At 39.1% G+C, this 23,161-nt stretch carries 20 protein-coding genes; 11 read left to right on the top strand and 9 right to left on the bottom strand.

Annotated features, from left to right (window positions below):
• Positions 1-5: 5 nt before the first annotated feature.
• The gene (locus V7K73_RS03970) at positions 6-953 is read right to left on the bottom strand and encodes an NAD-dependent epimerase/dehydratase family protein (RefSeq protein ID WP_334877339.1); all 948 of its coding nucleotides are present in this window, start codon (positions 951-953) and stop codon (positions 6-8) included.
• Between the two features lie 588 nt (positions 954-1,541).
• On the opposite strand from V7K73_RS03970, the gene purD reads away from it, so the two are divergent.
• Positions 1,542-2,822 carry a phosphoribosylamine--glycine ligase gene (gene purD, locus V7K73_RS03965; RefSeq protein WP_334877380.1) on the top strand — a complete coding sequence of 427 codons (1,281 nt, stop codon included), beginning with the start codon at positions 1,542-1,544 and terminating at the stop codon, positions 2,820-2,822.
• 224 nt (positions 2,823-3,046) lie between these two features.
• Entirely contained in the window at positions 3,047-4,993 is a 1,947-nt protein-coding gene (gene nblS / locus V7K73_RS03960; protein WP_334877337.1) for a two-component system sensor histidine kinase NblS, read from the top strand.
• A 412-nt stretch (positions 4,994-5,405) separates the two neighbouring features.
• Here nblS and V7K73_RS03955 read toward each other — a convergent pair whose 3' ends face one another.
• Positions 5,406-5,777, bottom strand: a complete 372-nt coding sequence (locus tag V7K73_RS03955) for a zinc ribbon domain-containing protein (protein WP_334877336.1) — start codon at positions 5,775-5,777, stop codon at positions 5,406-5,408.
• 264 nt (positions 5,778-6,041) lie between these two features.
• Between V7K73_RS03955 and V7K73_RS03950 the strand changes: the two genes are divergently transcribed.
• The 3 genes from V7K73_RS03950 to V7K73_RS03940 all read left to right on the top strand — a co-directional run bounded on the left by V7K73_RS03950 (position 6,042) and on the right by V7K73_RS03940 (position 8,259).
• A complete protein-coding gene (locus V7K73_RS03950) occupies positions 6,042-7,406 on the top strand; it encodes an AAA family ATPase (RefSeq protein WP_334877334.1) in 1,365 nt (454 codons plus the stop codon).
• Positions 7,406-7,954 (top strand): Rho termination factor N-terminal domain-containing protein, encoded by a 549-nt coding sequence (locus tag V7K73_RS03945; RefSeq protein ID WP_334877332.1) that lies wholly within the window; start codon positions 7,406-7,408, stop codon positions 7,952-7,954. Before V7K73_RS03950 ends, V7K73_RS03945 begins: the two co-directional genes overlap by 1 nt.
• Positions 7,955-8,085: 131 nt before the next feature.
• The gene (locus V7K73_RS03940; RefSeq protein ID WP_334877331.1) at positions 8,086-8,259 is read left to right on the top strand and encodes a hypothetical protein; all 174 of its coding nucleotides are present in this window, start codon (positions 8,086-8,088) and stop codon (positions 8,257-8,259) included.
• Between the two features lie 29 nt (positions 8,260-8,288).
• Here V7K73_RS03940 and V7K73_RS03935 read toward each other — a convergent pair whose 3' ends face one another.
• Entirely contained in the window at positions 8,289-9,236 is a 948-nt protein-coding gene (locus V7K73_RS03935; RefSeq protein ID WP_334877330.1) for a glycosyltransferase family 2 protein, read from the bottom strand.
• Positions 9,237-9,655: 419 nt separating this feature from the next.
• Between V7K73_RS03935 and V7K73_RS03930 the strand changes: the two genes are divergently transcribed.
• Entirely contained in the window at positions 9,656-10,405 is a 750-nt protein-coding gene (locus V7K73_RS03930; RefSeq protein WP_334877328.1) for an SDR family NAD(P)-dependent oxidoreductase, read from the top strand.
• Between the two features lie 1,570 nt (positions 10,406-11,975).
• Here the strand turns inward: V7K73_RS03930 and V7K73_RS03925 are convergent.
• Positions 11,976-12,101, bottom strand: coding sequence for a hypothetical protein (locus tag V7K73_RS03925; RefSeq protein ID WP_334877326.1), 126 nt, complete (start codon positions 12,099-12,101; stop codon positions 11,976-11,978).
• Between the two features lie 28 nt (positions 12,102-12,129).
• On the opposite strand from V7K73_RS03925, the gene nifH reads away from it, so the two are divergent.
• Positions 12,130-13,023, top strand: a complete 894-nt coding sequence (nifH, locus tag V7K73_RS03920; RefSeq protein ID WP_334877324.1) for a nitrogenase iron protein — start codon at positions 12,130-12,132, stop codon at positions 13,021-13,023.
• A gap of 200 nt (positions 13,024-13,223) precedes the next feature.
• Here nifH and V7K73_RS03915 read toward each other — a convergent pair whose 3' ends face one another.
• Together V7K73_RS03915 and V7K73_RS03910 are read right to left on the bottom strand one after the other, a co-directional pair.
• Positions 13,224-13,859, bottom strand: coding sequence for a CAP domain-containing protein (locus tag V7K73_RS03915; protein ID WP_334877322.1), 636 nt, complete (start codon positions 13,857-13,859; stop codon positions 13,224-13,226).
• Positions 13,860-13,984: 125 nt separating this feature from the next.
• Positions 13,985-14,491 carry a 3D domain-containing protein gene (locus tag V7K73_RS03910; protein ID WP_334877320.1) on the bottom strand — a complete coding sequence of 169 codons (507 nt, stop codon included), beginning with the start codon at positions 14,489-14,491 and terminating at the stop codon, positions 13,985-13,987.
• 20 nt (positions 14,492-14,511) lie between these two features.
• On the opposite strand from V7K73_RS03910, the gene V7K73_RS03905 reads away from it, so the two are divergent.
• Positions 14,512-14,712 (top strand): hypothetical protein, encoded by a 201-nt coding sequence (locus V7K73_RS03905; protein WP_334877318.1) that lies wholly within the window; start codon positions 14,512-14,514, stop codon positions 14,710-14,712.
• A 130-nt stretch (positions 14,713-14,842) separates the two neighbouring features.
• Here the strand turns inward: V7K73_RS03905 and V7K73_RS03900 are convergent, their stop codons facing one another.
• The 3 genes from V7K73_RS03900 to V7K73_RS03890 form a co-directional block, all read right to left on the bottom strand.
• The gene (locus V7K73_RS03900; protein WP_334877317.1) at positions 14,843-15,028 is read right to left on the bottom strand and encodes a LysM peptidoglycan-binding domain-containing protein; all 186 of its coding nucleotides are present in this window, start codon (positions 15,026-15,028) and stop codon (positions 14,843-14,845) included.
• Between the two features lie 564 nt (positions 15,029-15,592).
• Positions 15,593-16,129: a helix-turn-helix domain-containing protein gene (locus tag V7K73_RS03895; RefSeq protein WP_334877315.1), complete on the bottom strand. Its 537-nt coding sequence runs from the start codon at positions 16,127-16,129 to the stop codon at positions 15,593-15,595.
• Positions 16,130-16,753: 624 nt separating this feature from the next.
• Positions 16,754-16,924, bottom strand: a complete 171-nt coding sequence (locus V7K73_RS03890; protein ID WP_334877313.1) for a hypothetical protein — start codon at positions 16,922-16,924, stop codon at positions 16,754-16,756.
• A 557-nt stretch (positions 16,925-17,481) separates the two neighbouring features.
• On the opposite strand from V7K73_RS03890, the gene V7K73_RS03885 reads away from it, so the two are divergent.
• The 3 genes from V7K73_RS03885 to V7K73_RS03875 all read left to right on the top strand — a co-directional run bounded on the left by V7K73_RS03885 (position 17,482) and on the right by V7K73_RS03875 (position 22,953).
• Entirely contained in the window at positions 17,482-18,849 is a 1,368-nt protein-coding gene (locus V7K73_RS03885) for an AAA-like domain-containing protein (protein WP_334877311.1), read from the top strand.
• A gap of 617 nt (positions 18,850-19,466) precedes the next feature.
• On the top strand, positions 19,467-20,348 hold the full coding sequence (locus V7K73_RS03880; protein WP_334877309.1) for a hypothetical protein: 882 nt from the start codon (positions 19,467-19,469) through the stop codon (positions 20,346-20,348).
• A 334-nt stretch (positions 20,349-20,682) separates the two neighbouring features.
• Entirely contained in the window at positions 20,683-22,953 is a 2,271-nt protein-coding gene (locus V7K73_RS03875) for a TOMM precursor leader peptide-binding protein (protein WP_334877307.1), read from the top strand.
• The last annotated feature ends 208 nt before the right edge of the window (positions 22,954-23,161 follow it).

Below are 23,161 nucleotides of genomic sequence, written 5' to 3'. Positions count from 1 at the left end.
GATAGTTAATACAAAGATTTAACCCACTCCCATTCTTGTATCAAACCCTCTCTCAGGGAGACTTGCGGCTGATATCCGAGAATTTTCTGCGCTTTAGATACATCAGCAGCAGTGTGGCGGGCATCTCCCATCGCTTTTTCTATGTGGTTTCTTTTGATTGGTTTCCCAACAATTTCTTCAATTGTATTTAAGACTTCTGCTAAAACCACCCTGCTACCGCCACCGATATTAAAGATTTCTCCCACTGCTTCAGGTGCGATCGCTGCGGCTAAATTGGCGGCGATAATATCACTAACAAACGTAAACTCTCGCGTTTGCTGTCCATCGCCGTAAATTGGAATCGCCTCATCTTGCAAAATCGATTTAAAGAACTTATTAAATGCCATATCTGGGCGCTGTTTAGGCCCATAAACTGTAAAATAACGCAATGTCACACAAGGTACGCCAAAGTTTTTGTGATATAGTTCACATAAAAACTCTGCTGCTAGTTTCGTAATGCCGTAAGGAGAAACTGGTTGAGGGCAAATTCTCTCATGGGTCGGTAATGTTTCGGCATCACCATATATACTAGATGATGAGGCAAAGACTAACCTTTTCAGGTGTTTAGCATCCTTAGCTGCTTCTAGCAAAACTTGTGTAGCGTTAATATTTCGTTCTGTATAACCTCGAAAAGCTTTACCCCAACTTGCTCTAACACCTGCTTGTGCCGCTTGATGGTAAACTATATCAACATCTTTTAGGAGTTTTTGCCAATCTAAAAACTGCATATCTCCTTCAATTAATGTAAAGCCAGGTGATTGATGTAAGTGTGCAATATTCTTCCGCTTTAACATCGGATCGTAGTAATCATTAAATTCATCAATCCCGATCACTTCTTCTCCTTGTTGCAGCAATGTTTCTGCAAGATGAGAACCAATAAAGCCAGCACATCCAGTAACAATAATTTTAGCCATGTTGCCTATTTTTTGATATTTTCATTAATCTCCATATTCACAGGTTAATACTTGTAAGCAATAATCGTCATTACCTAAAGAGATTTTTTTTACTTAATTATTAAAAAGGCTTACAAAACTCATCATAAATACTTAAATTTATCCTTTGCTTGAAATAATTTCAGTATATTTATTTACTTACTGCAATCAATAAAATTTATAATTATACTAATTCATCAACTTGAATTTTAAAAATAAATACAGTAGACTTCTTGCATGAATCAAAAGCCCTCGCCCTAAATCCCTCTCCCAAACTTGGGAGAGGGACTTTGAAATTATCTCCCGTTCTCTCAATTTTGGGATTCGGGGTTGGGGGATGAGGGCTAGTTTTGCATTCGTGCAAGAGGTCTAGTAAAAAATTCAATAGCTATATTTCTTTCGCCTTGCAGAGAAAGCGAGATAACTTGCCAACTTATAAAATTCCTGCTCCCTCATCCCCCTGCCTTTTTAGTCATAAAGGGGCTTGCATAAGTGTGAGAATTGATGAAAAAATTGATCCGCGAGAGCGTTAAGGCATTCTCGTTTCGCAAGGAACGCACGAGGAAAGCAGTGAAAGTTTTAGTTGTAGGTAATGGAGGGCGCGAACACGCTCTAGCATGGAAACTGTTGCAATCCAAGCAAATTGAGCAAGTTGTCTGTGTACCAGGGAATGGAGGCACAGCAAGTATGGAACGTTGCCATAACTTGCCCCTAGCAGTAGATGATTTTGAAAGAATGAGCCGATATGCTCTCTCAAATGGTATCACTCTGGTGATAGTTGGGCCAGAAGTACCTTTGGCAAAGGGAATCACAGATTACCTCCAAAACAAAGGATTGATGGTATTTGGCCCAGTTAGAGCGGGAGCGCAAATTGAGGCGAGTAAAGCTTGGGCAAAAGCCCTGATGCAAGAAGCAGGGATTCCGACGGCACGGGCTGCGGTATTTACGCAGGCAGTAGCAGCCAAATCTTACGTCAAATCTCAGGGAGCGCCAATTGTCGTCAAAGCTGATGGCTTGGCGGCTGGTAAGGGCGTAACGGTGGCTGAAACAGTTGCACAGGCTGAAAGTGCCGTTGATGCGATTTTTCAAGGACAATTTGGCAGTGCTGGCGAATTTGTCGTCATTGAAGAATGTTTGATTGGGCAAGAGGTATCAGTTTTAGCGTTAACCGATGGGTTAACAATTAGACCTTTGCTGCCGGCTCAAGACCATAAGCGGATTGGTGACGGCGATATGGGAGAAAATACTGGTGGTATGGGAGCATACAGCCCAGCCCCCATTGCTACGCCAGAGTTGATGGCACGGATTCAAACCGAAGTATTAGAAAGAGCGATCGCTACATTACGAGCTAAAGGCATTGATTACCGAGGTGTACTATATGCTGGGTTAATGATTGCACCCGATGGCGATTTCAAGGTTTTAGAATTTAACTGTCGCTTTGGCGATCCAGAAACCCAGGTGATTTTACCACTGTTAGAAACACCCCTAGAAGAGTTGCTTCTAGCTTGTGTACAGCAGCGATTGAGTGAATTGCCTCCCATTGTTTGGAAAGCGGGAGCATCTGCGACTGTCGTTGCAGCTTCAGGTGGTTATCCGGGAGAATATAAGAAAGGCCAGGTTATTACTGGCATTGGTGAGGCGGAGGTAACCGGAGCAACCGTATTTCATGCAGGTACGAAATTGAACCAGCAAGAAGAAGTAGTAACAGATGGGGGTCGAGTATTAAATGTGACTGGAATCGGAGAAAATTTTGAGGAAGCGATCGCCCAAGCATACACAGGTATCAAATATATTCAGTTTGAGGGGATATATTACCGGAAAGATATTGGGTATAGAGTTAGGAGTCATTGAATTTTAGATTTTGAATTTTGGATTTTGGATTGAAGGAGAAATCTAAAATCTAAAATCCCAAATTGCCAGAGTCAGGAGTTATTCCCCATGCCCCATGCCCCTAATCCCCACTCCGTGGGGTCTCGCATTCCCCATTCCCCATCTCCTAACATGTTTGTAAAATTAACTGTTAATTTTTTAGTTGTTAGGCTTTATAACAAAGACTATTAACAACTTTATTTAAGATGCTAAGTCTGTTAAAAACAATTCGACATGCGATCGCTACTTGGTGGTCAGAGTTCACACTCCAGACCAAATTATTGGCTGTAGCCACAATGGTAGTTTCATTGGTGATGAGTGGCCTAACCTTCTGGGCTGTGAATACAATACAGCAGGATGCGCGGATCAATGACACCCGCTTCGGGCGTGACTTGGGACTGCTGCTTGCTGCCAACGTTGCGCCCTTAGTTGCTGAGAATAATCTGACTGAGGTTGCCCAATTTTCTCAACGCTTCTACAGCAGCACCTCTAGTGTGCGTTATATGCTTTACGCTGACGAAAACGGGGAAATGTTTTTTGGCATTCCTTTTTGGGAAGCGGAGGTAGAAAACTCCCTCACGATTAAACGGCGAATCCAACTCCCAGAAGATTACCCTGGTGATGGGGAAAAGCCGATGGTGCGACAACATATAACCCCAGATGGAATAGTCACCGATGTATTTATTCCCCTGATCGTCAATAAAAAATACTTAGGTGTATTAGCGATCGGTATCAACCCCAATCAGACTGCTGTCATTTCCACCAATTTTACCCGCGATGTCACCATTGCCGTTTTTATCACGATTTGGGTAATGGTGATTTTGGCAGGAGTAATTAACGCCTTGACCATCACCAAGCCCATTAAAGAATTGTTGGTGGGGGTAAAGCAAATTGCTACCGGGAATTTTAAGCAGCGCATTGATTTACCTTTAGGGGGCGAACTGGGGGAGTTAATTTTAAGCTTTAATGAAATGGGAGAGCGATTAGAGCGCTATGAAGAACAGAATATTGAAGAACTGACCGCAGAAAAAGCCAAGCTACAAACCCTAGTTTCGACGATCGCAGATGGTGCTGTGTTAATTGATAACAACATGCAGGTGATTTTAGCTAACCCCACAGCAGAGCGAATTTTTGGCTGGGAAAATGCTAATGTGGTCGGTCAGAACGTGTTACATCATTTACCCCCATCGGTACAAATGGAAATCACTCGCCCTTTGTACGAAATGGCAGCAGGCGAATGCGAAAGCGCCGAATTCCGAATTTTTATTAACCAACCCATCCCGCGAACGATCCGAATTCTTTTGACAACAGTACTCAACGTCCAAAGGGAAAGCATCAAAGGCATTGCAATTACCGTCCAAGATATAACCCGTGAGGTGGAATTAAACGATGCAAAAAGCCAATTTATCAGCAACGTTTCTCACGAACTGCGAACGCCTCTATTCAACATCAAAACTTATATTGAAACCCTGCACGACTACGGCGAAGACTTAGCTTTACAAGAACGGCAAGAGTTTCTGCAAACAGTCAACCATGAAACCGATCGCCTAACCCGCCTAGTTAACGATGTTTTGGATTTATCAAAACTCGAATCTGGTCGCAACTACAGCTTCGATGGCGTGGATTTAGCTCAAGCGATCGAGCAAACCCTGCGTACTTACCAACTCAATGCTAAAGATAAAGGTGTTGAACTTGTTCAAGAAGTTGCTCCTAATTTGCCCCTGGTAATGGGTAATTACGATCTGTTAGTACAAGTCTTTGGTAACCTAATTGGTAATGCCCTTAAATTCACCACAGCCGGTGGTAAAGTGGCAATCCGCGCCTACCAACTAGATTTTAAACCCAGTCACACCCAATCTTATCCAGTGCGGATTGAAATTTCCGATACTGGAATTGGCATCGCCACAGAAGATCAACACTCAATTTTTGAGCGCTTCTTCCGCGTAGAAAACCGAGTTCACACCCTAGAAGGCACGGGTTTAGGTTTATCGATTGTCAGAAATATCATTGATAGACATCGTAGCAAAGTCCATTTAGTGAGTGAAGTTGGTATTGGCACCACTTTTTGGTTCGACTTAGCCGCCTTTGAAGAAAAAGCGCCACCGATACAAGTTGAACCTATTGCAGAAGCATCCAAAATCACCACAGTTTGAAGATTGCGGAAACATCCAAAATCATCACAGCCTGAAGATTAGGGATTGGGCATGGTTTGTTATTTTTGACCATTCCCTATAGTGGCGATTTTGGATGAAACCTCACCCTGCCTCCGGCTTCCCTCTCCTTAATAAGGAGAGGGATTGAGGGTGAGGTTTTTTCGTATGTTTAATTACGTCTACCTACTTACATGATCAATTCCAATTTAGCTAGGGAGACAATTTAAATATAAAATCGTAACTATTTATAGCGATTCTCGTTTATGTGAGGTACATCCGTAGGGGCTTGTCTAAGACTTGCCCCTACACCTGGCGATATAATGTTGTACCGCATCTGAATGGGAAACCGCTATAGGTCTGTATTAGACTCAACACAGAAGCGTTATATTCCCCACTCCCCACTAAACATAAATCAAGACCTTAATATAACGAACAACAAACAGACCAATAATAAACCCAAAAGCAACAGCAAAGACTGATTGCGTTTTACCCAACTTTTTACAGTTATTGCAAAACTGTTAGTGTAACGCTGCTGTTGCAACTCTAACTTTGTCTCTTCAATATTTTGGTACAGGGTACACTCTTTGGCGTAGGGACGTTGAGGAAAATTGCAAGTATCATCAGCGTGATAAGTGCAGGTGTCGCACAGATACCCGCCCCCGGTGGCGCGGTGCAATGGAATACCGGGATGACCGTAAGCTTTAAGTGTTGTCCGACAATAAGGACAACTAATAGCTTGACTATCAACGAGTTGATGGCAGTGGGGACAAGATACAGTAGCCAAAACCTTTAGCGCAAATAGCTTAAGTAAACTCTTTGATTCTAGCCATTTACTGGAGTAATGGAGAAATACATACCTAGCCTGTTAATTTTGAATATGGCTAGCTCTCAGAATTGGTTATTATATCTGTAAAAGTACTAATTTAATGATGATTATTTATGTTTTTCTAAGTGATTTCTATCACTCAACATAATTAAGGCTATGCCATAATCTATCAAATATGAGGTTTTGTTCAAAGTTCAATAATTATTTTGAGGTAGAAAAATATTGCCTTTTAATCCTGAGATATGCCGTAACGAAAGCGAAGTTGAAAGCAAACTCATAGTGCAATATTTGCTACCGCAGCTAGGTTATACTCCTGACACCTGGCATCAAGAGGTTGCCGTTGGTAGCATCCGCTTAGATTTTTTAGCATTTGCTGCACAAGTGATTCCCTTTGTCTTAGATGCCAATTCGCCGTTGAGTGTCGTCATGGAGGCAAAGCATCCCAAACAAAACTTAAATCATCATGTCCCTCGACTCAGGCATTATTTAACCAGCTTGAATGTCAGGTATGGATTGCTAACTAATGGTAAAGAGATTAGAATTTATCAAAAATTACAGACTGATATTCAACTAGTATTTCAATGTTATGGGAAAGAAGTTGAGACTAAGTTAGATAAAATTAAAGGTTTAATTGGTAGAGACAGCCTGAAAGAAGGGCAGGTAATAGATAAACCAGAAGTTCAAATAAATAAACATAATTTAAATCTTGAAATAAAGAGGCCACATTCAATGAAAACGATTGCAATCTACCACAATAAAGGCGGCGTTGGTAAAACAACTGTTACCGTTAACTTGGCAGCTGCCTTAAGAAAGAAGGGAAAGAGGGTATTAATAATTGATTTAGATAGTCAAGCTAATACTACGTTGGCAACAGGATTAATTAGATTTGATGATGAAGAGCTAGATGATTTAAAAGATTCTAATATTAGTCATGTTTTGCTATCAGAAGACTCTTTTCCTATAAAAGAGGTTGCTAGAAAATCGCTATTTAGTCAACCAGAGATTGATGTTGTTCCTTCTCACATTAATTTAATGAAGTATGAATCAGAACTTAGTCAACAGCCTGACAGTAAAATGATGTTGATTGGAAAATTAAATGTGATAGAACATGATTATGATATTGTCATACTTGACACACCTCCTGCAATTGATCTGTTTTCTGAAATTGCCTTAATAACAGCTGACTATTTACTTATTCCTTCTGATTTAAAACCTTTTGCCAATCAAGGGCTATTGAATGTAAAGGAGTTTATCAAGCGAACAGATAAGTTTAGAAAATATATCAGTAAAGCACCTATTGGAATACTTGGTGTTCTTCCTTGCAAAATTTCAACTAATGCTAAATTTATCCAATCTACTTTACCAAAACGTATAGAACAGATTACAAAACGCTATGGCTTGAATGTGATGGATAGTGTCATATATGAAAGAGAGGATCTAGCAAAATGCGGCGAACAAGTTAAAATTATAGGCAATATGGAAATACCTGATCCCAGGTCTGTGCTTGATTTTAAACCAAATTCTACTTCTGCTCAAGAAATGGAATTATTAGCAATAGAAGTTTTACAAAAAATAGGAATGCCTTAATGAAACTATCTAATTCATTTATAGCTGTAAAAAAAATATCTTCTCCTGTTCTGCGCTCACAATTTTCAGAAGATAAATTGACGCAGACAGCAGAGTTAATTTTGAAAGTTGAAGGAATTATCAATCCATTAATTCTTCGTATAATTAATGCACAGTCATACGAGGTTGTTGATGGACACTTTGAATACTACGCTGCTGCTAGAGCAAAAGAAATAGATCCTCAAAAGGGTGAGTATATTGGAGCATTCGTTATTGATCCAGATAATGAAGAAGTTCTCCAAAAACAAATTGAATTAATCAGGAAAAGAGAGTTCGGTAACAACGACGTAATAGAAAACTTAGAAAGTCTTACTGCTCAGATTACTGAATTAGCTGAATCGGTAAAAAAAATTGAAATGATTTTAAACGATAAACAAGAAGAGACGAAACTTAAAAAGCTGACAGTTCCACAGCTTAGAGAGAGGGCAAAGCAACAGAAAATAGCGGGCTATTCAAAAATGAATAAGGATAAACTAATTACAGCAATAAATAATAATTTAAAATCTTAATTAGTCTCAAAAAAATTTTGACTTTGCATCACATTTCTTTTCGTCATCATTTTAGACAATATAGATTTATAGAACTAGAAAATGAGCAGATAAACCCTCTCCAATGAATTTTAGAAGAAGCTAGGCGGGAAGTGAATATAGCCAATAGGGCTTATACACAAGGAAAACTGAGCTTTTGGAAGAATAACTCTTTAGCGATCGCAGTCCTATCTATAGCCTTAACTCTTGGTACATTCTTCGTGATTAGTCAACTCAGATCCAACCCAACTTACCAACCTACCCCAACTATTCCACAAAATAAGTAGATTTACCAAACTCTTAGCAGTTTTCCTGTCTAACCCCGCATCTGTCGCAATGCATTAAACGCCTTACCTCGCAACCCAACTGGTAACAAAGATAATCCTAAACCAGTCCAAGCTTTAGCAGTCGAAAAAGACTGTCCCGCTAAAACTAGTTCTCGGCCTTTTTGTGTTTCACCCTTTTCGATTAAACGCAAACCTAATAATAATTGCGTTTCAGCTAGACGATTTTTCCTAACTATCTCTATCTTTTCAGACTCAAATTTATAACTTTCTAAATACCGGATTTTATCATATAAATAAGGAATAGCTCGATTAATACCTTGCTGCTCTGCATGGGAGCGATATTCCATCAATAACTCTGGTAAGTAATAGCCCTTTTTCCCAGCCAAAGCTAGACGCACAAATAAATCATTATCCTCACAATTTTGCAGATTTGGCTGCATATATCCTAATTCTTGCAATGTTTTACGGCGAAATAATGTCGCCCCAACTTGAAAGCTTTGTTGAATAAATACAACTTCCAGCAAATTATCCACAATACCTGTTGCTAAATTCTTTCTACCCCAGCGATGAGAATTTTCTTGAGTTTTTACCTCATCCCGCACATTATTAATATCAATTATCCAATGGTCTGTACCAACAAAATCAATGCTAGGCTCTTGAGTAAGAATAGCTGCGGTACTTGCGAGAAAATCGGGTGTTAGCCGATCATCATCATCAAATTTAATAAAATATTCACCACCGGCAGCATCAAAGCCAGAGCGCATATTATTACTTTTACCAATATTTTGCAGATGACGGATATATTTAATCCGGTGGTCTGTATACTGTGACATTAGCTCCGGTGTGCGATCGCTAGAACCGTCATCACAAACAATTAGCTCAAAGTCTTGCTCAGACTGATTGAGTACACTCTCAATCGCATAAGGAAGCAGATGAACACGATTAAAAGTAGGAATGCAAACAGTAATTTTAGGCATAATATTATATACTAATCTCTAAAATATGGATGCAGGAAAGTTTTCTTGGAATATTTAGTTATAGCCGAGAGCAAACGTTCACGGCTATGTTCTTTCATTGGATTGTTGACGGTAAAATAATTGAAACCTAGCGAAACGCTGATAAACTCGTCCAACTTCAGCTTAGGGCGCGGATTGAACCAGGAACGTCTGGGTAATAACTCTAGGGACTTCCTGAATAAATAGTTTGCTAACTAGCGTAAATACAATAACCCTATCCGGTTACCGTAATTTATTAAACATTATCGTTAATATAGTCGAAAGAGTCTGGAGTTCAAAGTATGTAAGTACTGTACCAAATATATGACAAGTAGAAAAGCCAGTCTTACCGATTTGAGAATGTCCAATGCCGAATATTCAATTATTAAGGAGTTAGATAAATGTCAGGGAAATTAGAGGAAAAAGTAGCAATTATCACTGGGGCTTCAGCCGGAATTGGAGAAGCAACTGCGATCGCCTTAGCTTCAGTTGGAGCAACAGTAGTGCTGGCTGCTAGGCGTGGCGATCGCATTCAGGCATTGACAGAACGTATCGAAGCTAGTGGTGGCAAGGCATTGCCTATTGTTACTGATGTGACTGACGAAACCCAGGTAAATAACTTGGTGGCAAAGGCAAATGCAGAATTGGGAAGGGTTGATATCCTTGTGAATAATGCAGGGATTGCCTTACTAGGAACTATTGAAGCTGGGAATAGCTCAGACTGGCGGCGATCGTTTGACCTCAACGTACTAGGACTGCTATATGCTACTCATGCTGTTTTGCCCATTTTGAAAGCGCAAAAATCGGGGCATATAGTCAATATCTCCTCAGTGGCTGGCCGGACAGCGCGGGCGGGCGTTGGTGTTTATAATGCTACCAAATGGGGTGTCAATGCCCTCTCCGAAGCATTGCGCCAAGAAGTCCACAAGGACAACATCCGCGTCACCATTATCGAACCAGGTTTGGTGGATACGGAAATTGACAGCCACATTACTGATACCGTTGCCAAACAAAAGATAGAAGAACGACGCAAGGCAATTACACCTCTGCAAAGCGAAGACATTGCTGCTGCGATCGTTTACGCCGTTACCCAACCGTCGCGCGTTAATGTCAACGAAATCCTGATTCGGCCAACAAGACAAGAACACTAAGTAATATCATGTCCGCCACATTACCCATAATAAAAGAACCCCACCCCGATCTTCGAGCTATTGATTTAAAAGATGATTATTTTTGATAATTCACCTTGCTTAACTTTACTATGATTGCGATCGCCTGGGTTGAGTGCTTGGTGCGATCGCAAGAGTTATTTAATCTACTTTTATGACAAAATTTTTGATTGCAAAAATAAGAAACTTTGTTTTTGTTGTCAAACATTAGCTTTAAATACTTTTATAAAATACCCAAAAGTATCTAATTAAACAAATTAGCTATGATAAATAATTTCTCTAACTGGCAACCTATTAACGCGTAACTTATGGCTACTAAAGATCCTAATCATAGTGTTCTGACAAATAGATAAATAATTTGAGATTCGACAAATAAATTAGTGAGATGTATGTTATGGTTTTTATAGGAATCAAAAAAGGAAAAGCACAAAAGACTTCAAGAAACTTTGAGGCAAGCTCAATAAAGTTTTTTTGCTCTGGTAAGTCCACTTCACTTCGCTACATCTTTTTGTAACTAAAATCTAAAACTAGATTGAGTAGGATAGTAGCCTTTGTAACAACTTGAAGTCAATCAAAATTTATCTGGGTATGAGCCAATAAGAGTTGGCTAACCTAGCTAGAGCATTACCCACTAAAGGCGATTACTCTTGGAGTCTGGGAAGAAAGACTCTTAGTACAGCCTGACAAATCCATAGAAATACAGAATATTTACGAACTTATTCTTGCGGGAGCAAACATTTTCGACCGGGAATTAAGTTGAAGCAGTTGCTGACTTTTGGAACAAAAACTTCAAGCAATATGGTGTTGTTCCCCAATTTTTAGGAATTTAACCATACTGTCAAAAGTCACCAAGATATTATAGCGCTTCTCGCTTGAGTCCAATACAGACCTAACAAGAATAGCTCCTTAAGAGCTAGCGTTGGGGAGCAAGATTCAAAGCCTCTCTCCTTAAACGAAGAGAGGAATGCAAGTGATATCAAAGTGTATTGCATCCATTCGAGAACCGCTATATCTAAGTCAGAGTCTTAGAGGTTGCCTGTGCAAGCATTCATTATAGTATTGCACCCAGGGCTATTTCGTTCTAGACATAAACCGCCCAGAACTAAAGTTCAGGTCTAATAGCTAAAGTCCGTTAAAACGGACTAAAACATGAGTCTTAGTCGTCTAAAGACGACTTTCGCTATACGCCTGGTGAATTCATTCTGAGGCGGACTAGATGAGAATGAAATAGCCCTGGTATTGCACCTGTAGCAGCCACCTTTAGGGCTGAAACTTATCCTACTGCATCAATCACGAAACGAGAAGCGCTATAGAAGTTCTTAGCGACTTGACATCAGCAAAATCAGAGAAGTTGCAGCGACCATTTAGAGTGGATTGCAATTTGGTTGGTTGTGTGGTTCAGGGAATAAATCTGCGTTGATTTTAATTCCTGCTGCAACCACTCTTCAGGCTTGAGCAACCATTTGGGATTCTGTTACAACAACTGACAATGTTGAAGTCAAAGTTTTAAAGACTTCGTTATTAAGAAATAGAGATTTCTCTATACCTTAAGCTATCGCTTCGTGGGTAAATATGTTCTGATTTTAACTGCTTTTGTCAGGATGCGATGTCTAGCGACAACAGGCTCTACTTCCCTACGACACCAAGGGTGAACAACTACATCAAGCTTACGACCCATCAATTAAATCATTCTAGGAAACACAACCATGACTGACCCAAAAATTAGACAAATAGCTTTCTATGGTAAAGGCGGTATTGGTAAATCTACCACCTCTCAAAATACCCTTGCAGCTATGGCTGAAATGGGTCAACGCATTTTAATTGTTGGTTGCGATCCTAAAGCTGACTCTACCCGTTTGATGCTACACAGTAAAGCTCAAACAAGCGTTCTTCAATTAGCTGCTGAACGCGGCGCTGTAGAAGATATTGAACTCGAAGAAGTAATGCTGACCGGTTACCGGGATGTCCGATGTGTGGAATCTGGCGGACCTGAGCCTGGTGTGGGTTGCGCTGGTCGTGGTATTATCACCGCTATTAACTTCTTAGAAGAAAACGGTGCTTACAAAGATGTTGATTTTGTAAGTTATGACGTTTTGGGTGACGTTGTGTGCGGTGGTTTTGCTATGCCTATCCGTGAAGGCAAAGCACAAGAAATCTACATCGTTACCTCTGGTGAAATGATGGCGATGTATGCAGCTAACAACATCGCTCGTGGTGTTCTCAAATATGCTCACACTGGCGGTGTGCGTTTGGGTGGTTTGATTTGTAACAGCCGTAACGTTGACCGGGAAATCGATTTAATCGAAACCTTGGCAAAACGTTTGAACACCCAAATGATTCACTACGTACCTCGTGACAACATTGTACAACACGCAGAATTGCGCCGGATGACTGTTAACGAGTATGCACCTGATAGCAATCAAAGTAACGAATATCGCATACTAGCTAAAAAGATCATCGACAACGACAAACTCGCCGTTCCTACCCCCATTGAAATGGAAGAGTTAGAAGAATTGTTGATTGAATTCGGTATTCTCGAAAGCGACGAAAATACTGCAATGCTAGTTGGTAAGACTGCTACTCAAGCACCCGTAAAGTAGTATCAATTAAATAAATGGTTTAGGGCGGGCAAGTAGCCCGCCCTTTTCCCAATTTTTGCATTTCTTTTAAGACTTACGCTTTCAAGGCACTGAAAGCCTTGATTTCTCGTAGGGGCAATTCATGAATTGCCCCTACATTTCGTACTTGATGCGTAAGTCCTAAAATGTTTGAATGGGTGAATGCGTAAATTGTTATCAACTTACTGGTGTGTACCAAAATCCTGAGTCCAGTAGTGTTTGAACTGAGTCCCATCGCTGAAAGCATACCCAATGCCAATTTCGTGATAATTGGGACTGAGAATATTTTGCCGATGTCCGTCATTGGGAGGCGTTTCATTCATCCAAATTGACATTGCATCTTCAGGCGTTGATTGTCCTGCTGCAACGTTTTCTCCTGCAAACGAGTAACCATAACCCGCTCGTTTTATACGATCAAAAGGCGATGATCCATCCGAACCGTTGTGCGCCATGAAGTTGTGGTCTGCCATATCTTGGCTGTGTCCCTGAGCAGCATTCGTCAACTGAGAATTGAGTCTAAGCGCGGCTAAACCCGCTTCACTCCTCTGTTGGTTGACTAGTTCCAGCATTCGGTTAGCAACATCATTATTAGGTGATGGGGGAACGCCGCTTGAGTCTTTGGGAGGGATAACCAAAACCATGCCAACTTCAATACGGCTTGGATCGGTTCCGATGACGGCTTTGTTTACCTCGTATATCTTTCGCCAAAATGCTTCGCTTCCATCTCCATAAAATTTCTGAGCGATCGCAGAGAGAAAATCACCTGGTTGAACGGTATAGCTTTGACCCGATACGAATGATGCCAATGTCGTAGACATGATAGTTTTCCTTGTGTTGAATAATTAGTTGAGAGGGAGTCGATGATTTTGCCGCTATATTAGACTGCTGTGCGCTTCAAGTATTCACACGCAAAGTGAAGGCTATTTTCATCAGCTATGTGGTATTAGGGAATGGTCAGTATCATCCCAGCTTGAAGCTGATTAGGGTCAGGGCCAATCACGGCTTTATTAGCATCGTAGATTTTTCTCCACGATTGTTCACTACCATCTCCATAAAATTTTTGGGCGATCGCAGAGAGAAAATCACCTGGTTGTACAGTATAGGTTTGACTACCAGGATGATTACCTGCTCCATTATCTAAAACTGCCGTGACGGACTTTACACCTAAATTAATAGCTTCGCTGTTGGTATCAACAAAGATATCAATCTTGTTACCTATAATTGCTGTACCCGTATCTAGCGCTGCGGCTTCAATCTGGTTTCCATCCCAAAGTATCAAAGTAAAGTTTGTTTTTAGGGCAATAACATTTGGATCTACAGCACACTGTAGAAGCCCTTTGCCACTAAGTGCTTCACTTAATGTAGATGCAAAAATGCCAGTTGCAGGTGCGTGTCCAAGTGTTTCTTCTCTGCTGTAAAATGTAGCTTCTAGATTCAATTGAGTAGACATAATTTTCTCCTAAGTGAATTTTGTACAATGGCTCAATCGGTGTTCTAGCACGAGAGATTATCGTCTGGGATAACACCCAACATCTCAGCAAACTTTTGGTATTGTATTTTATGTTGAGCCTGCGAAATCTGCTCCTACTTCCCAGATTCAATACCACCATTAATCATATTGATGGTCATTTTTCTAACCCTTTCTTAGTAGGAGTTTTAGAAATTGCATAATAGTTTATATTACGCTTGCTACTTTTTCCTCTTTAAGTAAGCAGACAGAATTAATTACAATACTGATTCCTTGCTAGGGAAATATTTCAGCCTAAAATTGGTGTATTTAATTCTGTCCACCTACTAAAACTTACACAGGAATATTAAGTGTTTGACCAAGTTGTAAGCTTGTAGGGGAAACACCAGGATTAGCATCTTGAATTTTTTTTGCCAGTCTATCGCTGCCATCACCATAATAGGCTCGTGCAAGCTCAGAAAATGTATCCCCGTCTCCTACGCGATGTGTGCAGGCAGGAGTACCTTGTTTTGTAGACATGATAGTTTTCCTTGTTTTTGATTGCTAAGTTGTCTTGAACAGAAAGTAGCAATTTACTTGCATCTTTCTGTTTTTTGGGAAAGGCAAGGTTTAGCTTGTTTAAAACTTTCGCTCTTTCTTAATATCAATAATATTCTTTCCTAATTACTTTGATAATTAAATAATTTTAGGTATTTATCAAAGCAATAATTAATTATTTTTAGATATAAAGTTTTATTTGTGTTTATATATGGTGTAGTTTTTTTAACATGATAAATAGAGGAATGTAAAAACCTTTATGAAAAAGTAGCAGTGAGTAACTGCTGAAACAATTACTCACTGCTACAATAATTTACAATTTAGTAAATCTACTTTTTTTTGCGATTGATAATTGAGGCAATTGTACGATTTTATTGGGAGCATCCCGTCAGGTGCAAAAACCTTGATAGCCCTCATCCCCTAACCCCTTCTCCCAAAGATGGCATTCGGGGAACTAGAATTATGTCTCCCCTCTCCCACATTACGGGAGAGGGGCTGGGGGTGAGGGAAAAGATTTAAGCCAAAATTGGGATGCTCCCATTTTATTTAGGTTTGTGTGGAGTTATAAGTTCCTTTACAACGCTGTGATTCTCTCCAAGCACGCGGAGTAATTTTATAGTAATCACGAAACTGACAGTAAAAATGGTTAATATTTTGATAGCCTACTTTTAAAGCAATCTCATCAACGGAGTAATTAGTTTCTAAAAGCAAGGTGCTTGCTTGGGTTATCCGACGCTGAATAATCCAATTATTGACTGTTTTACCGGTAAGTCTTCGCACTAAGTCGGTTAAGTAAGCTGAGGAATAACCAACTGCTTGAGCTACTTCTTTCAGACTAATACTTTGATGATAATTTAATTCAATGAACTCAAATATCTCACGCAACCGAGGAATAGATGGAAATATGGACTCTTGAGTATTTGATTTTTTACTTTCGGTGGTAGTAGAGAACTTTTCATTTTTTAGATGAACATTAATAAGACCATTTTCTGTGATGCTCACCTCAAAGCCTGCTGTATCTAAGCATTTCATTAAGAGGTTTTTAGTCTTATTCTCAGCATCGTTTACTAAAATATCTCTCATTTCATCTCCTAATATTTAATGAATTTATTACTTTATATAATTTCATTACTTCAATTCCATTCTATTTCAAGTTTTATGGTTAACAAGAGATTATTAAGTCATAAGTCAAATAATCCTTTTTAACTCTGAATTTATAGGTGTATTTGACAAGCAATAAATAACTGAGGAGCAGTGTTAATTTAAGATAGTCATAAGAATTTGGGAGAAATCAGCTTTTTGGATGATGGCGAGTGGTGAACCAATACCCAAGATTAATTCTCCAGAATAGCGAAAAGCAATCTGGGACAAATGCCATAACCCAATACGCTTGGGTTAAGAATAATTGTAGATTGGGTTGAACGGTTGAACATTCGTCTTACCCAACAAACCCGGAAAAATGTTGGGTTTCGTTCCTCAACCCACCTACGCAGTTTAAGGTTTTTGGCTCTAACCCAAGCGTATTGCGCTATATATTTATTCTTCCATTCCGTCTTTTTTCTTTAGAAAATCAGCGAACTAGAAGTATTAAATCTTTTGCTTACTTTTCAAAATCTGACTTATTTAGACCAGGTAGACCATCAGGAGTGTAGATTGATGCTTGAGCGTTCACACGTCCGACGATCGCAGTCCCTACGCCACATAGAATTAGTATTGCCCAGCATCGTCAACGGTGATTTTTTGAGCCTTGATATCCTTCACAGCAAGTGGAACTAAAGATGCTACTCCTGCTAAGACGGCTCCCCAAAATGTTCTACTAGCAAATATACTTTTTGCTTCTGGTTTTTCAGGGCAAATTCGTTGATTTGAAGTACTCATAATCGATTATTTCAGGTGCTAAAGGATGAGTCAATGAGTCTCTGATTGGTGTGATATAATTATTGTTTTGCCTTCATTAAAATTATCCTGTTTGAGCCAAGCAACTTGCGCTAAAATAGATAAACACTTAGTAATAACTACCGAGTATCTTATTTATCTGCAAGTCACTATTTACTTTTTCTTTCTATTTTTAATATTAAATAGATTTTATTCAAAATACAATCCATAAATCTCATATTAATTTCATTAATATAAGTTTGCAACCTCATATAAAACATATCTTAAAACTAATGATAATCATTATTACAACGGAGCGGCTAGTACCGCAACGCCAAATTAAAAATTCAAAATCACAACAGCATAAGCTTTTCAGAAATTAGAAATGTTTTTTTATTTACGCCGTGCTGTACTAGCTACGACGAGAATTGAGGTAGAATCAAATTGATATAAGGAAAAATTTTCTATATCTTTAAGATCCATATCAGGGTTATGCCAAAAAACGGTATTTTGATTATGGGCAGGTCAATTTGTAAGCACGAGATAAGCTTTGATCCGCTATGAACCTTGATTCTCTGATTGAGATAGTGAACCGCAAGTTGATAGAGAGCCAGAATCGCCCTCTTAATTCTACAGAAGTTCTGATTCTTCGGGGCATCTGGGAGTATCAGACCTATAGCAAAATTGCTGAAGAGGGTGGCTATAGTGCTGGATACTTAACTAATGTAGTTGCCCCAGAGTTGTGTAAACGACTCTCTAATTTGATCGGCCAGCGCGTGACTAAAAAAAACTGTCGTATATTGTTAGAATCTTATGCTGTTGCCCAACCAGTGTCGGTAATACAGGCTCAAAGGCATCAATTCAAAGGAGTCTCCTTAGAAACTAGTCAAGAGTATTCACAGTCTTCACTTCCCTATCCTAGTGGTGCAGTTCCCCTTGATTCTCCCATTTATGTTGAACGTTCTTCCATTGAGGAGCAGATTTATACAGAAATTAGAAAGCCAGGGGCATTGGTGCGAATTAAAGCTCCCAAAGAAATGGGTAAAACCTCACTACTGCTAAGAGTTCTCGACTATGCAAAGTATCAGGGCTACCGTACCGTTAGCTTAAATCTGGAACAAACCGACCAAGCAATATTGAGCGATCTGAATCGTTTTTTGCGCTGGTTGTGTGCCAACATTAGTAGTCAGCTTCAGTTAGAGCCGAAATTAGATGAATATTGGGATGAGGATATTGGTAGCAAAGTTAGCTGTAGTTTGTATATCAGAAATTATTTACTAGAGCAAATAGATTCTCCTTTGGTTTTGGCATTGGATGAAGTAAACCATATTTTTGAGTATCCCCAAGTCGCTAAAGATTTTTTACCCCTGCTGCGTTCTTGGTATGAAGATGCTAGAAGATTACCTATCTGCCAAAAGCTGCGCCTAATCATAGTTCACTCAACTGAAATTTATGTTCCTCTGCAACTTCAGCAGTCTCCTTTCAATGTCGGCTTACCAATTCAATTAACTAGCTTCAGTTTAGAACAGGTGCAACAGTTAGCCCAGCAATATGGAATTAATTGGGCTGATGGGGATGAAGCTAAACAACTTATGGATATAGTTGGGGGACATCCGGCATTAGTGAACATAGCACTCTACTATCTCAATCGTGGTGAGGTAACTCTCCCACAATTACTAGAAACTGCTTCTACTTGCACTGGGGTTTATTTTCACCACTTACAACGTCATTGGATAACGTTACAAGAGCAGACTGAATTAGCGATCGCTCTTGCTACTGTCATCAATTCCACTGAACCAATACCATTGGAACCTATCATTGCTTACAAGTTAAGCAGTATGGGGCTGATCAAGTTAGATAATAACCAAGCTACACCTAGTTGTCAGTTATATAGACAGTATTTTCAGTCAAAGCTTTTCACTAAATAAAAATAAATATTGGCTCAAAACTGCGATTACAGATAATTAGTGCTAAATTTTAGTATTGTTTACATAACAGATATTCTGAAAATAAAGATAGATTTTTCTCATATAAAAACTCATATGAAAACTCATATATCTCATATAAAAAACTTGTAAAACTCATAAAAATTATAATTATTAAAAAACGTGTATTTTTTGAGATTTTATGTTGCAAACAAATACTAAAAAGATATTATTAATTGTAGTTAAGCCAATTTAGATTAGCTTTGATAAGCGGCGATCGCTGTTGAGACTGTCATAAATATCGCTCCCCTCTCCCGTCATATGGGAGACGGGCTGGGGGTGAGGGAAAAGATTTAAGCACTCATTGGGATGCTCGCTATACAGGTGACTTTTTCTAGCCTATATTCAGTCACAAATGAATTGTAAATATCTCTCTAAATTCTTTCTGCGCCTCTGCATGAGCAATTTAAGAAGTGAGTCCTTACGAATCATTTATGATTGCTATATATGTTATAAAGCTAAAGCTATCAATCAAAAATCGGCAACTAATAACTACTTTTTCCACGTAGATAATTCTTGCTCAAGTGTACTCTTTCTTCGTTTTCAGGATTGTATAAACTATGAGTCTACCAAACGCCTACAACATTCTCATTCCTCAAAAAAGGCTTTCCCAACTAATTGCTCAGTCATGGTTAGATAACAAGGAAATTCCTTTAGCAGATAAAACTTTTTTGAGCGAGCAAAAAATCCTATCTAAAGACGAGGCTGAAGTTTTTCGTGTATTTTTAGTAGAAACAAATCAAGTTGAAATAGACGAAATAGATAAGAAAATTTTGATGCCAAATTCTCGGCCAGAGCCGGAAGTATTGGCAGACCCAGATATAAGAGATTGGCTTTATAATTGGGTTACGAGTAACCCAACGCACTCTCCTTGGATAGCGCCGCCACCGCCAAAGTCAGAGGTGAGTACAGAGCCAGGAAAACCAGTAATTTTCTTAGCACCTAATGAAGAGGAAAATGAAAATACCAGCGAAATCAAAACTTTACAAGTTCCCTTACTACCAACTGTAAAAGTTTTCCAGGGTGCTGATAGCAGCATAATAAAACATGAAAGAGAAGAAGTAGAGTGTAAAGAAGAAGCAGTAGAGATAGAACCCTTTAATACTCTCATTCCCAATAAAAGACTTTCACAGCTTATTGCCAAATCTTGGCTAGAAAATAAGGAAATTAATATCGATAAAGAGTTTCTCGTTAACAATGGAATTATCTCTGAATTTGAGGCTAAATTTAATATTGATATTCATGTTGAGCGAGATTTACCGCCACGTCAATATAAAGGAGGAATAACACCGCAACCAGATGGTTACAAGATAAACGTACCATATCCTCAACGACCTAGTAGTGAGAATTTACCAGAAAATGTTTTAAGAGAGTGGGTAGAAAATGACTCAACTTCTGCTCCTTGGACACCTACAAATGAATGGATTCCTTACACTTGCTAATGCTAGATATAGGAATTCGCGTTAATTTTTGAACTTACTTGCGTAGATAAGAAGTGGGGAAGAAGCTTTTTCATCTGCACTAGATTTTTTCAAAAATTAAATACGATTCCTATAGTTAATTGCAAGTGATAGTAAGTAGGTAGACGTAATTAAACATAATAAAAAACCTCACCCTCAATCCCTCTCCTTACTAACTAAGGAGAGGGAAGCCGGAGGCAGGGTGAGGTTTTATATTTAATTTGAGCGACTTATTAATAAGAATGAAGCGATAAAGCTATTTTTTAAAATTAATCATTACTATGTAAAATTCACACCTAGATTGAGAGTAGATAACATGTTAAATAGACCAAAATTAAAAGTAGGATTTGAATATTATAATTTTATCAACAACGATTCAGAAAATACATTATTACTTTCTGAAAGAAATGCTAACTTTGTCAATGGACATATATATCAAATATTAATGCCATTGCTTAACGGTAAACATACAGTTGATGAAATTATTGACTTGCTAATCCAATCAAATGTATCTGCTAGTGAAATTTATTATGCTCTCATGTTGATGGAGCAGAAGGGATATATTATTGATAGTGATGAATCTTTACCATCTAATTTATCAATATTTTGCCAACATTTAAACATCGATCCACATACTGCTTACCAACGATTACAAACAACTAAAGTAGGAATAAAATCTTTTGGCTCCCATCTTCCTATTGATGAATTTAGAAAGATATTAGAATCCTTACATATCCAAGTATCATCCACAGCAGGAGATATAGAGGTAGTTTTAACAGATGACTACTTGCAAAATGGTTTAAAAAGTTTCAACGAGGAAGCTTTAAAGTTAGCCAAACCTTGGATATTGGTAAAACCTGTAGGCACAATAGTTTGGATAGGGCCGATATTCATTCCCGGTAAAACAGGTTGTTGGCAATGCCTAGCTCAACGTTTGCGAAACAACAAACCTGTGGAAAGATTTATCGAAAGACATCAAGGAATTTCTACTTCTTTAACCCCTCCTCTCGGTTCGCTTACCGCCACCTACCAAACTGCGTTGGGAATGGCTGCCACTGAAATTTTTAAATGGATTGTCCAGGAGGAAAATAAACGCCTGGAGGGAATGCTAGTAACCCATGATACTATTTCTTTTGAAACGCAAAACCACGTTTTAGTGAAGCGTCCTCAATGCCCAAGTTGTGGTGATAGAACTGGGTTTAATGCAGAGCCATATCCAATCGTTTTAGGACATCGGCAGAAAAATTTTACATTAGATGGGGGACACCGTTGTTTTTCCCCAGAAGAAACATTCAAGAAATATCAATACCACATTAGTCCCTTAACAGGAGTAGTTAGAGGAATAGGTAAGATAGATCAAAATTCTCATACTTTAATCCATACTTATGTAGCTAGGCATCACTTCGCTACGGTATTTGATGATTTAAATGCTTTACGGCAAAATATTAGCGGTAGAAGTGCGGGAAAAGGAAAAACTGACCAGCAAGGGAAGGTTAGTGCTTTGTGCGAAGCCATTGAACGATATTCTGGTGTGTTTCAAGGAAACGAAATCAGGCAGAAAGGGAGTTATGAACAACTGATAAGCCAAGCCATTCATCCTTATGCTTGTATGAATTTTAGTAAATCACAATATAGCGATCGCCACAACTGGAATGCAAATTGTTCTGGCTGGTTTCAAAAAATACCAGAACCTTTTGATGAAGAAAAAGAAATTGAGTGGACACCAGTCTGGTCTTTAACCCATCAACAATTTAAGTATTTACCAACCGCCTACTGCTACTACGGCTATCCCAACTTCCCAATGCCTGATTGTTGGGCTGACTCCAATGGCTGTGCTGCTGGTAATACTATAGAAGAAGCAATCCTACAAGGTTTCATGGAATTGGTGGAGCGTGATTGCGTTGCCCTATGGTGGTATAATCGCCTCAAAAAACCGCAGGTAGATTTAGATAGTTTTGATGACCCTTATTTTCAAGCTATGAAGAAATATTACCAAAGAATTCATCGGGAACTGTGGGTTTTGGATATCACTAGCGATTTAAACATACCAACCTTCGTTGCCATCAGCCGCAGAACCGATCGAGCAGTAGAAGATATTATCCTTGGTTTTGGGACTCATTTTGATCCACAGATTGCCATTAGCAGAGCTTTAAGTGAGATCAACCAAATTCTTCCTAACGTTTTATCTGCCAATGCCGATGGTAGCACTAAATATCCTGCTTCTTCAGATCCCCTTGCTATTAAATGGTGGCAAACAGCAACCGTGGAAAATCAATCTTATCTACTTTCAGATCAAAATTTCACACCCAAATTATCTGCTGATTATCCCCACAATTGCAGCGAAGATTTACTAGAAGATGTAATGCTCTGTCAGCAACTAGTGGAAAAAAGCGGTATGGAAATGCTAGTTTTAGATCAAACTCGTGCTGATATTAAACTGAGGGTAGTTAAAGTGATTGTTCCCGGAATGCGCCATTGGTGGAGACGTTTGGGTTCAGGACGATTGTATGATATTCCTCTAAACATGGGTTGGTTGAAACAGCCACTCAAGGAAAATCAACTTAATCCATTTCCGATGTGGATGTAATAATAGTTAGCCAAGCTGAAATTGATGGCTACACAACGGGAGCATCCCAAATTGCCTCCCCTCTCCCATATTTGGGAGAGGGGCTGGGGGTGAGGGAAAAGATTTAAGCACTCATTAGGATGCTCCCTACACAACTTTGTAGTAAGGACTTTATTTCTGATGATTATAAGCATTTTAGTCCTGACTACAAAACCTCAAAACTAGATTG

The organism is Nostoc sp. (genome assembly GCF_036916975.1).
Taxonomy (GTDB): domain Bacteria; phylum Cyanobacteriota; class Cyanobacteriia; order Cyanobacteriales; family Nostocaceae; genus Nostoc.
This window is presented reverse-complemented; position numbering and strand designations above follow the sequence as displayed.

Bases quoted from the DNA above. Each gene is read 5' to 3' on its own strand.
- V7K73_RS03910 (WP_334877320.1), bottom strand. From the start codon at position 14,491: ATGTCTACTCAATTGAATCTAGAAGCTACATTTTACAGCAGAGAAGAA.
- nblS (WP_334877337.1), top strand. From the start codon at position 3,047: ATGCTAAGTCTGTTAAAAACAATTCGACATGCGATCGCTACTTGGTGG.
- V7K73_RS03915 (WP_334877322.1), bottom strand. From the start codon at position 13,859: ATGTCTACGACATTGGCATCATTCGTATCGGGTCAAAGCTATACCGTT.
- V7K73_RS03895 (WP_334877315.1), bottom strand. From the start codon at position 16,129: ATGAGAGATATTTTAGTAAACGATGCTGAGAATAAGACTAAAAACCTC.
- V7K73_RS03880 (WP_334877309.1), top strand. From the start codon at position 19,467: ATGAGTCTACCAAACGCCTACAACATTCTCATTCCTCAAAAAAGGCTT.
- V7K73_RS03925 (WP_334877326.1), bottom strand. From the start codon at position 12,101: ATGGGTCGTAAGCTTGATGTAGTTGTTCACCCTTGGTGTCGTAGGGAA.
- V7K73_RS03875 (WP_334877307.1), top strand. From the start codon at position 20,683: ATGTTAAATAGACCAAAATTAAAAGTAGGATTTGAATATTATAATTTT.
- V7K73_RS03935 (WP_334877330.1), bottom strand. From the start codon at position 9,236: ATGCCTAAAATTACTGTTTGCATTCCTACTTTTAATCGTGTTCATCTG.
- nifH (WP_334877324.1), top strand. From the start codon at position 12,130: ATGACTGACCCAAAAATTAGACAAATAGCTTTCTATGGTAAAGGCGGT.
- V7K73_RS03900 (WP_334877317.1), bottom strand. From the start codon at position 15,028: ATGTCTACAAAACAAGGTACTCCTGCCTGCACACATCGCGTAGGAGAC.
- V7K73_RS03930 (WP_334877328.1), top strand. From the start codon at position 9,656: ATGTCAGGGAAATTAGAGGAAAAAGTAGCAATTATCACTGGGGCTTCA.
- V7K73_RS03890 (WP_334877313.1), bottom strand. From the start codon at position 16,924: ATGAGTACTTCAAATCAACGAATTTGCCCTGAAAAACCAGAAGCAAAA.
- V7K73_RS03945 (WP_334877332.1), top strand. From the start codon at position 7,406: ATGAAACTATCTAATTCATTTATAGCTGTAAAAAAAATATCTTCTCCT.
- V7K73_RS03885 (WP_334877311.1), top strand. From the start codon at position 17,482: ATGAACCTTGATTCTCTGATTGAGATAGTGAACCGCAAGTTGATAGAG.
- V7K73_RS03970 (WP_334877339.1), bottom strand. From the start codon at position 953: ATGGCTAAAATTATTGTTACTGGATGTGCTGGCTTTATTGGTTCTCAT.